The organism is Streptomyces sp. NPDC006365 (genome assembly GCF_042870755.1).
Taxonomy (GTDB): Bacteria; Actinomycetota; Actinomycetes; order Streptomycetales; family Streptomycetaceae; genus Streptomyces; species Streptomyces xiangluensis.
Window position 1 is genome coordinate 1 of record NZ_JBIAHS010000010.1, and the last position, 12,712, is coordinate 12,712.

General features: G+C 68.9%; 9 protein-coding genes, 1 tRNA gene and 1 pseudogene. 5 read left to right on the plus strand and 6 right to left on the minus strand.

The genetic code is table 11. The features are described 5' to 3' along the window. Positions 1 to 238: 238 nt before the first annotated feature. Complete coding sequence (locus tag ACFYO0_RS25970; RefSeq protein ID WP_388680990.1) at positions 239 to 1,930, minus strand: sigma-70 family RNA polymerase sigma factor; 1,692 nt, start codon at positions 1,928 to 1,930, stop codon at positions 239 to 241. A 345-nt stretch (positions 1,931 to 2,275) separates the two neighbouring features. Further along, on the minus strand, positions 2,276 to 2,887 hold the full coding sequence (locus ACFYO0_RS25975) for a hypothetical protein (protein WP_388680400.1): 612 nt from the start codon (positions 2,885 to 2,887) through the stop codon (positions 2,276 to 2,278). Positions 2,888 to 2,950: 63 nt separating this feature from the next. Here ACFYO0_RS25975 and ACFYO0_RS25980 point away from each other — a divergent pair. Both ACFYO0_RS25980 and ACFYO0_RS25985 read left to right on the plus strand, forming a co-directional pair. Further along, a pseudogene (locus tag ACFYO0_RS25980) lies at positions 2,951 to 3,034 on the plus strand (hypothetical protein); the annotation flags it as partial. Positions 3,035 to 3,069: 35 nt separating this feature from the next. Next, positions 3,070 to 3,303: a hypothetical protein gene (locus ACFYO0_RS25985; protein WP_388680403.1), complete on the plus strand. Its 234-nt coding sequence runs from the start codon at positions 3,070 to 3,072 to the stop codon at positions 3,301 to 3,303. On the opposite strand, the gene ACFYO0_RS25990 is transcribed toward ACFYO0_RS25985, so the two are convergent. The 4 genes from ACFYO0_RS25990 to sucC form a co-directional block, all read right to left on the minus strand. Further along, positions 3,268 to 3,352, minus strand: a tRNA-Leu gene (locus tag ACFYO0_RS25990). The genes ACFYO0_RS25985 and ACFYO0_RS25990 overlap by 36 nt on opposite strands. 233 nt (positions 3,353 to 3,585) lie before the next feature. Next, positions 3,586 to 5,127, minus strand: a complete 1,542-nt coding sequence (locus ACFYO0_RS25995) for an aldehyde dehydrogenase family protein (RefSeq protein WP_388680406.1) — start codon at positions 5,125 to 5,127, stop codon at positions 3,586 to 3,588. Positions 5,128 to 5,214: 87 nt separating this feature from the next. Beyond that, on the minus strand, positions 5,215 to 6,111 hold the full coding sequence (gene sucD, locus ACFYO0_RS26000) for a succinate--CoA ligase subunit alpha (protein WP_388680409.1): 897 nt from the start codon (positions 6,109 to 6,111) through the stop codon (positions 5,215 to 5,217). Between the two features lie 11 nt (positions 6,112 to 6,122). Then, positions 6,123 to 7,253: an ADP-forming succinate--CoA ligase subunit beta gene (gene sucC, locus ACFYO0_RS26005; protein ID WP_388680412.1), complete on the minus strand. Its 1,131-nt coding sequence runs from the start codon at positions 7,251 to 7,253 to the stop codon at positions 6,123 to 6,125. Between the two features lie 188 nt (positions 7,254 to 7,441). Between sucC and ACFYO0_RS26010 the strand changes: the two genes are divergently transcribed. From ACFYO0_RS26010 to ACFYO0_RS26020, 3 genes are read left to right on the plus strand one after another with little or no spacing between them, the layout of a single operon-like run. After that, complete coding sequence (locus tag ACFYO0_RS26010; protein WP_388680415.1) at positions 7,442 to 9,127, plus strand: thiamine pyrophosphate-binding protein; 1,686 nt, start codon at positions 7,442 to 7,444, stop codon at positions 9,125 to 9,127. Between the two features lie 10 nt (positions 9,128 to 9,137). Then, on the plus strand, positions 9,138 to 10,415 hold the full coding sequence (gene frc, locus ACFYO0_RS26015; RefSeq protein ID WP_388680418.1) for a formyl-CoA transferase: 1,278 nt from the start codon (positions 9,138 to 9,140) through the stop codon (positions 10,413 to 10,415). 3 nt (positions 10,416 to 10,418) lie between these two features. Then, entirely contained in the window at positions 10,419 to 12,620 is a 2,202-nt protein-coding gene (locus tag ACFYO0_RS26020; RefSeq protein WP_388680421.1) for an acetate--CoA ligase family protein, read from the plus strand. Positions 12,621 to 12,712 lie beyond the last annotated feature (92 nt).

Genomic DNA, 12,712 nt, shown 5'->3' on the forward strand with positions numbered 1-12,712 from the left:
CACATTCAGTTCCGCCCCGACCTGATCGATGGCTGCCTCACCGGCACCGGACTCACGCTCACCCACCGACCGACAACAATCCGAAGACCTCAGTAATTACCCCCAGGGCGGACGCAGCCGCTCCCCCTCCAGGGGATGCCGGCCAGCGGGTGACGGTGCAACACCAGCCGGCTCGTCATCACAACGGCTCCTCGGGGTCTGAAGGAAGCCGCATCCGTACCGTTCCGGGATCGGCCTGCTAAAAGCCGAATACCTGAGTCCAGGTCCAGTCGTCGTCGACAACGCCCAGGCCCATGGTGGCCAGAGAACAGTTGAGAATGTTCTCCCGGTGGCCTTGAGAGTTCATCCACGAGTCCATCACGGCCTCTGGGGTGCTCTGTCCCCGAGCGATGTTCTCGGCTCCGGGCGACGGATGCCCTTGGGCGGCGGCCCGATCGACGAAACTGCGGCCGTCCAGACTGGTGTGGTCGAAATACTGGTTGGTCGACATGTCCTCGCTGTGCAGTTGAGCGGCACGTGCGAGGCGGTCATCGCGCTTCACGGGCTGGCAACCGGCCTTCTCCCGCTCCGTGTTGACGAGGGCCAGGACCTGAGCGGCCGGGGTGTCCGCGGGGGCGGCAGGGAGGGTGGCGGACGGACGGGGCTCGAGCGTCGCCGGTGCTGGCTTCGTGCGCGACGGTGTCGGCGTGGGTTTCGGGGACTTGGTGCTGGGCTTGGGTGAGGGGGACTTGCTGCGTGACGGGGACGGAGGTGCCGAGGGGGCCGGTGAAGCGGAGGGGGATGCCAGGGGCGTCTCCGACTGCGTGTCGGCGGCAGACCGGACCGTGTCATCCTCCCCATCCGACTGCAGCGTCAAGGTCGCGACGGTGCCTCCCGTTATCAACAGGGCAACCGCGACGGCTACGCCGGTGATGCGGCCTCGCTGCGGTATTCGCCTCCGTTGACGGTGGCCGTGCCGACCCCGAGGGTGTGCGGCGCGCACCGGCGCGAGTCCGGCCGTGGGATCCCCCGGTTCGGCTGTCGTGCCGGATTCCGGGTGGGCGCTTGCGTAGTCGTGATCTGCCGTGGCAGTGGGATGACCGCGGTCCGGGTACTCCGGCATACCGAAGGGTGTCGCCTCCGCCGCGGTTTCGGCGTCCTGGAAGGCGGTCAACCCGGCAAGACCCGTCAGCGCGGCAGCCACCGGCACCAGCCCCAGGCCCACCAACAGCCCCTCGGCCGGGACCAGCTCTGCCTGGTGACCCGAGCACAGGACACAGTCGCGTGCGTGCCGGGCGATGCGCTTGCGCCACAGCGGGGACGGGCGGCCGTCCCAGTTCCCGATCAGCTGGTCGAGGCGAGCACACGACGGCGTCGCGGACAGCGCGCGTACCACCAGACGGGCGGTCTCCAACTGAGCCTTCATCCGCTGCACCCGCACGGCCGTGTGCTGCTGCGACACCTCAAGCGCCGCGGACACCTCCGCCCGGCTCAGCTCGCCGACGGCCTCCAGCCACCACAGCGACAGCAGCATCCGGTCATCGTCATCCAGCCAGCGAGTGGCCTGCACCACCTCGCGCCGCTGGCCTTCCAGACCGAGGCGCACGATCGTCAGGTCCACGAAGTCCGCACCAGGGTCGGCCACGTCGTAGGCGTCCTGCAGTCCCGAGCCCGCCGGTGCCGCCTGCTGCCTGTATTGGTACGTGCGGATCTGGTTCATCGTGATGGCCACCAGCCACGACCGGAAGCTGCCCGGGTGATGCAGCGAGCCGAGGGCGCGCAGGGCGCGGATCATGGTCTCCTGCACGACGTCATCGACGTCGGCATGCCCGTTCAGCGCCCGCCCCACGATGTTGTACACCAGCGGCAGATACGCACCGACCAACTCGTCCTGCGCCCAGAGGGCGCCACGCTGCGCCGCCTCGACCACCGCGTACTCGTGCTCTCCCATTGCCGCCACGCCTGACCATCCCTTTCCGCTCCCCGCATTTTCGTCCGGTACAAGCGGAGACCTCTGGCCGGGGGTGTCATAACAGAAACTGGTCCCGATGAGCTCGGTCCGTCTCCTGGACGAACGTCAGGGGCCCACGAGCCGCGCCGCGGCCGGTAATGAGGTCAGGTCGGTGGTCCACCCGCTTCGGGCAGCGGGTCGAGGGCCATCCAATGGCGCCGCCGGGTGCGGGTGGTCGCGATCGACCCGCGGCCTCCCTCCGCTCCGTGGCCCCCCACTGAGCCCTTTCCAACCTGCTGGCTGTGACTGAGCGTCGTTGTGCGGGCGGTCGGCCACCACGCCCGGTCACATGTCCGGTAGAAGAAGCCAGACTTCGGAGAAGGCGAGGCCATGCTCGCGGGTCACCACCCCGCACGGGCAGCCCAGCGAGATCAGGCGCCAGTCGCAGGTCACCGCCCACGGGCCGGCCTTACCCCCGCACGCCGGACAGGCGACGGTCTCGGCCGTCCACACCCCGAAAGCGGGTCTGCCATAGCGACGGAAGTGGCCCGCGTAGCGGACCTGCCAGGGCTCGACCGGGGGCGTGAGCGGGACGGTCCCGGGCACGCTGGTCGAGGCCAACACGGCGAACAGTGCGATCAAATCGGGGAGCAGGGCTTCGCCAGCCGCTGTCGGTGGCACGGCCAGGCCGTCTGCCGTCCCCGCCGGGGTCCCGTATCTCGGGGCCGCCGCTGCGCCCGGTGGGTTCGGGGTGGCGTGCCAAGGCAGGAAAGCGCGGGCGACGGCGGCCAGGAGGGCGGCTGCGGGCGGGCTGACGGCGCCTGCGTCGAGGTGGTGGAGGGTAGTGCGCAGGAGGCGTTGGAGTCGCCGGTCCCGGTCCGTGGCCAGCGTCCGTGCGGTCGCTGCCCGCCGGGTGGGGAGTGGGGCCGCGAGGCGGTCCAGGACGGCCGCTGGCATCGATCAGGGGTAACGCGGCGGTGAGCGCCTGTTTGTGCGCGCGGCCCGACCGGGGCACGGTCCCTGCGGGGACAGGTTCGGTGCGCGCTGTGCGGACGGAAGATGCAGCCCGCCGCCACCCGCGACCGCGTCTACTACCGCTGCAGAGGAAGCTCGACGCGGTACCCGCCGTCACTCCGAAGATGGAGCCGCAGCTCACCGCCGAGCAGATCCAGGCGATTGCTGAGAGCCTCGGAGATATCGCACGGCGCATCCAAGCCGTCGACGCCGACAAGAAGGGCTCACTCTACGAAGCCCTGGGCATCACCATCAGCTACGAACACGCAACGAGGACCGCGACCGTAAGGTCGAGGCCCTCGCTTCCGTATCGTTATAGCGAGTGTCCGAGGGGGGACTTGAACCCCCACGCCCGATAAAGGGCACTAGCACCTCAAGCTAGCGCGTCTGCCATTCCGCCACCCGGACCAGGTGTCTGCCGCCTTGCGGGGAGTGTTCCGCGCGGCGACAGAGACAACAATACCAAGCTTTGGGACGTCGATTCACCTGCGTATCCGGGCCGCACAGGGGGCGAGAGGGCAAACCGGGGGAGGCACCATGAGTAGCCGGGCGGCCACAGCGCCGAGGAGTCGCAGCAGGCCGACGACGTGCGGAACTCCCCCGGTCACGCGTCACGCGGTCACACGGTCACGCGGTGTGACTCAGGGCATCAGGTGGTGGTCGGGGAAGTTGCCGGGCAGCCTCTCCCCCGCCGGGCCCTGGGTGACGGCGCGCACGAGCAGCTCGCCGCCCACAAAGGCGCCGTGCCACGACGCCCCGAAGCCGCCGAACAGCTCGTCCCGGTCGCCGCGGGAGCGTGGTTTCCCGTGGCCGACCTTGAACGCCCGGATCTGCGGGGCCAGCCGCTCGTACGTGGCCGGGTCGTCGGTCGATAGGGTGGCGACGAGGGCGCCGTTCGACGCGTTCATGGCAGCCAGCAGCTCGGCCTCGGTGTCGACCAGGACGATCGTGTCGACCGGGCCGAAGGGCTCCGCGTGGTGCAGCGGTGAGGACGGCGGCGGGTTCAGCAGCGTGACGGGCTGGACGTAGGCCGCCGTGTCCTGGCCGGGCAGGAAGCGCGCGTCGGTGAGCTTGCCGCGGTGCAACGGGACGGCGCCCCGGTCGATGGCCTCGGCGACCTGGTCGTGAAGCTCCTTCGCCTTGGCCGCGTTGATCACCGGCCCGAAGTCCAGCTGCGGATACGGGTCGTCGGGCTGCTCCACTGCTAGCGGGTGGCCGATCCGCAAGGTACGTACGGCCGGCAGGTACGCGGCGAGGAACTCGTCGAACAGTGAACGCTGAACGACGAAGCGCGGGTACGCCGTGCAGCGCTGCTTGCCGTAGTCGAAGAGCTTCGGAACGACCGCCGTGAGCGCGTCCCAGTCCGTGTAGTTCCAGATGCCCCAGGTGTTGAGTCCTTCCTGTTCGAGTACGTGTCGCTTGCCGAGGTCGGCGACGGCCGTGGCCACCGCGGCGCCCGTGTCGCGGCCGCCGACGAAGGAGACGCAGCCGATTTCGGGCGCGCGCACGAGCGCCTCCGACAGTTCGCCTCCGCTGCCGCTGACGAGGGTGACGGGAATCCCTTCGCGTGCGGCGAGCGCGCAGGCCAGGGTGAGACACGCGACGCCACCGTCGGTCGGGGTCTTGGCGATGACCGCGTTCCCTGCCAATGCCTGTACCAGTAGTGCGTGAACGAGCACGCTCATCGGGTAGTTCCAGCTCGCGATGTTGGACACGGGCCCGTCGAGCGGGGTCCGGTCCTCGAGCATGGGCTCGATTCCGTCGACGTACCAGCGCACGCCGTCGATGGCCCGGTCGACGTCCGCCTGCGCGAGCCGCCAGGGCTTGCCGATCTCCCACACCAGGAGGAGGGCGAGGAGTTCGCGGTGCTGGGTGAGGGCGTCGAGGGTGGCCGCGACGCGGGCGCGGCGTTCGTCCAGGGGTACGTGGCGCCAGGCGCGGTGCTGGTCGAGACAGGCGCGTACGGCCTGTCGGGCAGTGGCGGCGTCGAGGCGGGGCGGCCCGGCGATCGGGGCGCCGTCGACGGGACTGGTGGCGGGCAGGGCCCGGCCGTCCGCCTGCCAGGCGGCGTTCCAGAAGTTGAGGACACGGTCGTCCCGGAACGCCTCGGGGGCCACGGCCAGGCAACGCTGCCAGGCGTCGGTCCAGGACGTGCCTGATTTGAGGGTGAGGGTGGATGCCATGCGATTGCTCCGCTCTCGGTGCACAGTCGGGGGCGGGGGACATAACGGTGCGAGGTGACGTGACTTCGGAAAGTCACCTCTGCTCAACTATGAGTGACGGCACGCCTCCGCGGCCAGTACGGCGAGCACCAGTTGCGCCGTCTCAGTCGGCGTACCACCCACGCGGACCCCGGCCGCCTCCAGTGCCTCCTTCTTCGCCTGCGCCGTGCCGGACGAACCGGACACGATCGCGCCCGCGTGCCCCATCGTCTTGCCCTCCGGCGCGGTGAAGCCCGCTATATAGCCGACGACTGGCTTGGTGACGTGCTGTCGGATGTACGCGGCCGCTCGCTCCTCGGCGTCGCCGCCGATCTCCCCGATCAGCACGACGAGTTCGGTCTCGGGGTCCGCTTCGAAAGCCGCCAGGCAGTCGATGTGAGTCGTGCCGACCACAGGATCGCCGCCGATGCCCACGCAGGTCGAGAAGCCGATGTCGCGGAGTTCGTACATGAGTTGGTAGGTGAGCGTGCCCGACTTGGACACCAGGCCGATGCGGCCGGACTTGGTGATGTCGGCGGGGATGATGCCCGCGTTGGACTGTCCGGGGGTGATCAGGCCCGGACAGTTGGGGCCGATGATCCGGGTGCCCTTCGTCTTCGCGTACGTGGTGAAGGCGACCGAGTCGTGGACGGGGATGCCCTCCGTGATGACCACGGCGAGTCCGATGCCCGCGTCGGCGGCCTCCACAACTGCCGCTTTGGTGAAGGCGGGTGGGACGAAGACGACGGTGACGTCGGCACCCGTCGCCTCGATTCCTTCGCGTACGGAGCCGAAGACGGGTACGGCCCGGTCGTCGAAGTCGACGGTCTGCCCGGCCTTGCGGGGGTTGACGCCGCCGACGACGTCGGTGCCGGCCGCGAGCATGCGCCGGGTGTGCTTCATGCCCTCGCCGCCGGTCATGCCCTGGACGAGAACCTTGCTCTCCTTGGTGAGGTAGATGGCCATGTCCCGCTCCTTCAGCCGGCGTTGGCGAGTTCGGCGGCGCGGCGCGCGGCGCCGTCCATGGTGGTGGCCTGCTGGACCAGGGGATGCGCACGGTCGTCGAGGACGGCGCGACCGCGTCCAGCGTTGTTTCCGTCGAGGCGTACGACCAGTGGCTTGGTCAACTGGACGGCCTCCAGGGCCTGCACAATGCCGTCGGCGACCGCGTCGCAGGCGGTGATGCCGCCGAAGACGTTGACGAAGACGGATCTGACGGCCGGGTCGGAGAGGATGACGGAGAGGCCGTCGGCCATGATCTGTGCACTGGCCCCACCGCCTATGTCGAGGAAGTTGGCGGGGCGGGCACCACAGCCGGCGACCACGTCGAGAGTCGACATGACGAGGCCGGCGCCGTTGCCGATGATGCCGACCTCGCCATCCAGCTTCACGTAGTTCAGGCCCTTCGCGGCTGCCGCCGCCTCGAGCGCGTCGTCGTGCGCCGACTCCTGTTCACCCCAGCGGGCCTGCCGGAACCGGGCGTTGTCGTCGAGGGTGACCTTGCCGTCGAGCGCGAGGATCTGCCCTCGAGTGGTACGCACGAGAGGGTTGACCTCGACGAGTACGGCGTCCTCGCGGGTCAGCACCTCCCAGAGCCGTACGAGGACGTCGACGGTCTGCGGGGGCAGACCTGCTGTGTCGGCGATGTGCGTCGCCTTCGCCGCGGTGACGCCCTCCGCCGGGTCGATGGGGATGCGTGCCACGGCTTCCGGCCTGGTCGCGGCCACTTCCTCGATCTCCATGCCGCCCTCGGTCGAGGCGATCGCGAGGAAACGGCCGGCGGCACGATCGAGTACGTAACTGACGTAGAACTCGCTTTCGATGTCGACCGGTTGGGCCAGCATCACCTTGCCGACGGTGTGGCCCTTGATGTCCATGCCGAGGATCTGGCGTGCCGTCAGTTCGGCGGCGGCCGGGTCGGCGGCGAGCTTCACGCCGCCTGCCTTGCCGCGTCCGCCGGTCTTCACCTGCGCCTTGACGACGACGCGCCCGCCCAGCCTGCGGGCGATCTCGCGCGCCTCCTTGGACGAGTCGGTGACCTCGGCCCTCGGCACCAAGATGCCGTGTTCCTCGAAGAGTTGCCTTGCCTGGTGTTCGTACAGGTCCATTCCGGCTCCTGCCTCAAAAGTGCCGCACGCCCCCTGGACACCACCCACCGGATGCGGGATAACAAGCTTCATACAGTATTCGTCGACTGTATGCAATCAACCGCGACGGCAGCCATGAGCAGTGCGCGAACGGTGTCCGAACTGCACATTCGCGTGCCCGATCCCCTACGAAGGGACAGGACTTCGCCATGCCCGACGACAACAGCCAGAACCTCATCTCCGGTGGGCACTTGGTCGCCAAGGCACTCAAAGCCGAGGGTGTGGAGGTCATTTACACCCTGTGCGGCGGCCACATCATCGATATCTACGACGGCTGCGTCGACGAAGGCATAGAGGTCGTCGACGTACGCCACGAACAGGTCGCCGCCCACGCCGCCGACGGCTACGCGCGCATCACCGGCAAGCCCGGCTGCGCGGTCGTCACCGCGGGTCCCGGCACGACCGACGCCGTGACGGGTGTCGCCAACGCCTTCCGTGCGGAGTCCCCCATGCTGCTGATCGGCGGCCAAGGGGCGCACACACAGCACAAGATGGGGTCCCTTCAGGACCTGCCGCACGTCGACATGATGACGCCGATCACGAAGTTCGCGGCGACCGTGCCGGACACCGCACGCGCCGCCGACATGGTGTCCATGGCGTTCCGCGAGTGCTACCACGGCGCGCCCGGGCCCTCCTTCCTGGAGATCCCGCGCGATGTGCTCGACGCCAAGGTGCCGGCCGAGAAGGCCCGGGTCCCCGCCGCCGGCCACTACCGGGCCTCGACCCGCTCGGCCGGCGACCCCGAGGCGATCGAGAAGCTCGCCGACCTCCTCGTGCATGCCGAGAAGCCCGCGATCCTGCTGGGCAGCCAGGTGTGGACGACCCGCGGCACCGAGTCCGCCATCGATCTCGTACGTGCCCTCAACGTTCCCGCCTACATGAACGGCGCGGGACGCGGCACCCTGCCGCCCGGGGACCCGCACCACTTCCAGCTCTCCCGCCGGTACGCCTTCTCCAACGCCGACGTCATCGTCATCGTCGGCACGCCCTTCGACTTCCGTATGGGCTACGGAAAGCGGCTGTCGCCGGACGCGACGGTGGTGCAGATCGACCTCGACTACCGGACCGTCGGCAAGAACCGGGACATCGACCTCGGGATCGTCGGTGACGCGGGCCTCATCCTGAAGTCGGTGACCGAAGCCGCCTCCGGACGCCTCAACGGGGGCGCGTCCAAGCGCAAGGAGTGGCTCGACGAACTGCGCGCGGCCGAGCAGACGGCCATCGAGAAGCGGCTGCCCAGCCTGAAGTCCGACACCTCGCCCATTCACCCGTACCGGCTCGTCAGCGAGATCAACGACTTCCTCACCGAGGACTCCGTCTACATCGGCGACGGCGGCGACATCGTCACCTTCTCCGGTCAGGTCGTGCAGCCCAAGTCACCCGGGCACTGGATGGACCCGGGACCGCTCGGCACGCTCGGTGTCGGCGTCCCGTTCGTGCTCGCGGCCAAGCAGGCGCGGCCCGACAAGGAAGTGGTGGCCCTCTTCGGAGACGGTGCCTTCTCGCTCACCGGATGGGACTTCGAGACTCTCGTCCGCTACAACCTTCCCTTCGTCGGGATCGTCGGCAACAACTCCTCGATGAACCAGATCCGTTACGGCCAGAAGGCCAAGTACGGCGAGGCACGCGAGCGCGTCGGCAACACCCTCGGCGACGTCCACTACGACAAGTTCGCCCAGATGCTCGGCGGTTACGGCGAGGAGGTCCGCGACCCCGCCGACATCGGTCCCGCCCTGAGGCGCGCCCGCGAGTCGGGCAAGCCCTCGCTGATCAACGTCTGGGTCGACCCGGACGCGTACGCCCCCGGAACCATGAACCAGACGATGTACAAGTGAGGTGCCCGCCATGACCAGCACCGCGACGCACACCGCGACGAACGAAGCACCGAACAGCGCGCCCAAGGCTCTCGAAGGCATCCGTGTCCTCGACATGACGCACGTCCAGTCCGGCCCCTCCGCAACCCAGTTGCTGGCCTGGCTCGGGGCGGACGTGGTCAAGCTGGAGGCGCCGACCGGTGACATCACGCGCAAGCAGCTGCGTGACCTCCCGGACGTCGACTCCCTCTACTTCACGATGCTCAACTGCAACAAGCGGAGCGTCACCCTCAACACCAAGACCGAGCGCGGCAAGGAGATCCTCACCGAGCTGATCCGGCGCTCGGATGTCATGGTCGAGAACTTCGGACCGGGCGCGATCGACCGCATGGGCTTCACCTGGGACCGTATCCAGGAGATCAATCCGCGTATCGTCTATGCCTCCATCAAGGGGTTCGGGGACGGCCCGTACACCAACTTCAAGGCGTACGAGGTCGTCGCTCAGGCCATGGGCGGGTCGATGTCGACCACCGGGTTCGAGGACGGGCCGCCGCTTGCGACGGGGGCCCAGATCGGTGACTCGGGCACGGGCATCCACGCCGTGGCGGGGATTCTCGCGGCGCTGCTTCAGCGGGAGAACACCGGGCGCGGTCAGCGGGTCAATGTGGCCATGCAGCACGCTGTGCTCAACCTCTGCCGGGTGAAGCTGCGCGATCAGCAGCGCCTGGCACACGGCCCGCTCGCTGAATATCCAAACGACGATTTCGGCGACGAAGTTCCCCGGTCCGGCAACGCGTCCGGCGGCGGCCAGCCCGGCTGGGCCGTCAAGTGCGCGCCGGGCGGGCCCAACGACTACGTGTACGTCATCGTGCAGCCCGTCGGCTGGAAGCCGATCACCGAGCTCATCGGACGGCCGGAGTTGGCGGACGACCCCGAATGGGCGACGCCGGAGGCGCGACTGCCGCAGCTCAACAAGATGTTCCAGCTGATCGAGGAGTGGTCGGCCACGCTCCCCAAGTGGGAGGTCCTGGAGAGGCTCAACGCCCACAACATCCCATGCGGGCCGATCCTGTCGACCAAGGAGATCATCGAGGATCCGTCGCTGGTCGCCAACGAGATGGTCGTGAAGGTGCCGCACCCCGAACGGGGCGAGTTCGTGACCGTGGGCAGTCCGCTGAAGCTCTCCGACTCCCCCGTGGACGTGACCAGTTCGCCGCTGCTCGGCGAGCACAACGAAGAGGTGTACGTCGGCGAGCTCGGCCTCGGCGACGAGGAGCTTCGCCTGCTCAAGTCGAACGGAGTGATCTGATTGATGGCCGAAGACCGGGTGCTGAGGGTGCGTCGGCTCCTCGACGCCGTACGGGCCGAGGGCCGGACCGCGCTGACCGCGCCCGAGGGCAAGGTGATCGCGGACGCGTACGCGATCGCCGTCCCCGGCGAGGAGCTGGCGACGGACGTCGACGAGGCGGTCGCGTACGCGGCGCGGTTCGGCGGGCCTGTCGTGATGAAGATCGTCTCCCCGGACATCCTGCACAAGACCGACGCGGGCGGCGTGATCGTCGGAGTGGAAGGCGCGACCGACGTACGGGCCGCCTTCCGCGAAATCGTCGACAACGCGCGCGCGTACGCACCCGATGCCCGTATCGAGGGCGTACAGGTGCAGGAGCTGCTGCCCCAGGGGCAGGAGGTCATCGTCGGAGCGGTGACCGATCCGACGTTCGGGAAAGTCGTCGCCTTCGGGCTCGGCGGGGTGCTGGTGGAGGTCCTGAAGGACGTCACTTTCCGCCTCGCCCCCGTGGACGCCGACGAAGCGCTGTCGATGCTGGACTCGATCCGATCGGCGGAGGTCCTGCACGGGGTGCGCGGCGCGCCGGCCGTGGACCGGTGGGCGATCGCCGAGCAGATCCGCCGGGTCTCCGAACTCGTCGCGGACTTCCCGGAGATCGCCGAGGTGGACCTCAATCCGGTGATCGCCACTCCGGAGGGGGCGATCGCGGCGGATATCCGCGTGATCCTCGCGGACTCGGTCCCGAAGCCGCGTCGTACGTACACGCGCGAGGAGATCCTCACCTCCATGCGCCGCCTGATGCAGCCCTCCTCGGTCGCCGTGATAGGTGCCTCCAACGAGCAGGGCAAGATCGGCAACTCGGTGATGCGCAACCTCGTCGACGGCGGCTTCTCCGGAGAGATCCACCCGGTGAACCCCAAGGCCGATGACATCTTGGGCCGCAAGGCGTACAAGAGTGTCACCGACGTTCCCGGTGAGGTGGATGTGGCGGTCTTCGCGATCCCCGCCAAGTTCGTGCCCGCGGCTCTGGAGGAGGTGGGCCGCAAGGGGATCCCCAACGCCGTACTGATCCCCTCCGGGTTCGCGGAAACCGGTGAGCAGCAGCTCCAGGACGAGATCGTGGCCATCGGCGAGCGCTGTGGCGTGCGGCTGCTCGGGCCGAACATCTACGGCTACTACTCGACGTGGCAGGACCTGTGCGCCACGTTCTGCACGCCGTACGACGTCAAGGGCGGCGTCGCGCTCACCTCGCAGTCCGGTGGCATAGGGATGGCCATTCTGGGCTTCGCGCGCACTACGAAGACGGGTGTTTCGGCGATCGTGGGGCTCGGCAACAAGTCGGACCTGGACGAGGACGACCTGCTGACGTGGTTCGGCGAGGACCCCAACACCCAGTGCATCGCCATGCACTTGGAGGACCTCAAGGACGGGCGCGCCTTCGTGGAGGCGGCGCGGGCGACCGTACCCAAGAAGCCGGTGGTCGTCCTGAAGGCGGGCCGTACGGCAGCCGGTGCCAAGGCCGCGGGCTCCCACACGGGCGCTCTCGCGGGCGACGACGCCGTGTACGACGACATCCTGAAGCAGGCCGGTGTCATCCGGGCCCCCGGCCTGAACGACATGCTGGAGTACGCGCGCGCGTTGCCGGTGCTTCCGGCCCCACAGGGTGACAACGTCGTGATCATCACGGGCGCCGGCGGCAGTGGCGTACTGCTGTCCGACGCGGTGACCGACAACGGCCTGTCCTTGATGGAGATTCCGCCGGACCTCGACGAGGCCTTCAGGAAGTTCATCCCGCCCTTCGGAGCCGCCGGCAACCCGGTGGACATCACCGGCGGCGAGCCCCCGTCGACGTACGAGGCGACGATCAGGCTGGGCCTTGAGGACCCGCGGATCCACTCGCTCGTCCTCGGCTACTGGCACACCATCGTGACCCCTCCCATGGTCTTCGCCGAGCTCACCGCGCGCGTGGTGGCCGAATTCCGGGAGCGCGGCATCGAGAAGCCGGTGGTGGCGTCGCTCGCGGGCGATGTCGAGGTCGAGGAGGCGTGCCAGTACCTCTTCGAGCGGGGCGTCGTGGCGTACCCGTACACGACGGAGAAGCCGGTGGCGGTGCTGGGTGCGAAGTACCAATGGGCGCGCGCGGCAGAAAAGCTACGGGCCGAAGGCCCTCCGGTAGGGCGGAGGCAGGAGACGGGCGGGCGTGTTGGGGGGCGGTCGATGAACTGAGCGACGGCCCGACCCACGGGGCCTGCGGTGACCGCTCGCCGCGGGCCCCGGCGCGAAGAGAACGGACAGGGGGCGCTGGCCAGACTTCTTCC

What these genes read in the sequence shown, in the direction of transcription:
- ACFYO0_RS25970 (WP_388680990.1), bottom strand. Translation starts at nt 1,930, where the DNA reads ATGGGAGAGCACGAGTACGCGGTGGTCGAGGCGGCGCAGCGTGGCGCC.
- ACFYO0_RS25975 (WP_388680400.1), bottom strand. Translation starts at nt 2,887, where the DNA reads ATGCCAGCGGCCGTCCTGGACCGCCTCGCGGCCCCACTCCCCACCCGG.
- ACFYO0_RS25985 (WP_388680403.1), top strand. Translation starts at nt 3,070, where the DNA reads ATGGAGCCGCAGCTCACCGCCGAGCAGATCCAGGCGATTGCTGAGAGC.
- ACFYO0_RS25995 (WP_388680406.1), bottom strand. Translation starts at nt 5,127, where the DNA reads ATGGCATCCACCCTCACCCTCAAATCAGGCACGTCCTGGACCGACGCC.
- sucD (WP_388680409.1), bottom strand. Translation starts at nt 6,111, where the DNA reads ATGGCCATCTACCTCACCAAGGAGAGCAAGGTTCTCGTCCAGGGCATG.
- sucC (WP_388680412.1), bottom strand. Translation starts at nt 7,253, where the DNA reads ATGGACCTGTACGAACACCAGGCAAGGCAACTCTTCGAGGAACACGGC.
- ACFYO0_RS26010 (WP_388680415.1), top strand. Translation starts at nt 7,442, where the DNA reads ATGCCCGACGACAACAGCCAGAACCTCATCTCCGGTGGGCACTTGGTC.
- frc (WP_388680418.1), top strand. Translation starts at nt 9,138, where the DNA reads ATGACCAGCACCGCGACGCACACCGCGACGAACGAAGCACCGAACAGC.
- ACFYO0_RS26020 (WP_388680421.1), top strand. Translation starts at nt 10,419, where the DNA reads ATGGCCGAAGACCGGGTGCTGAGGGTGCGTCGGCTCCTCGACGCCGTA.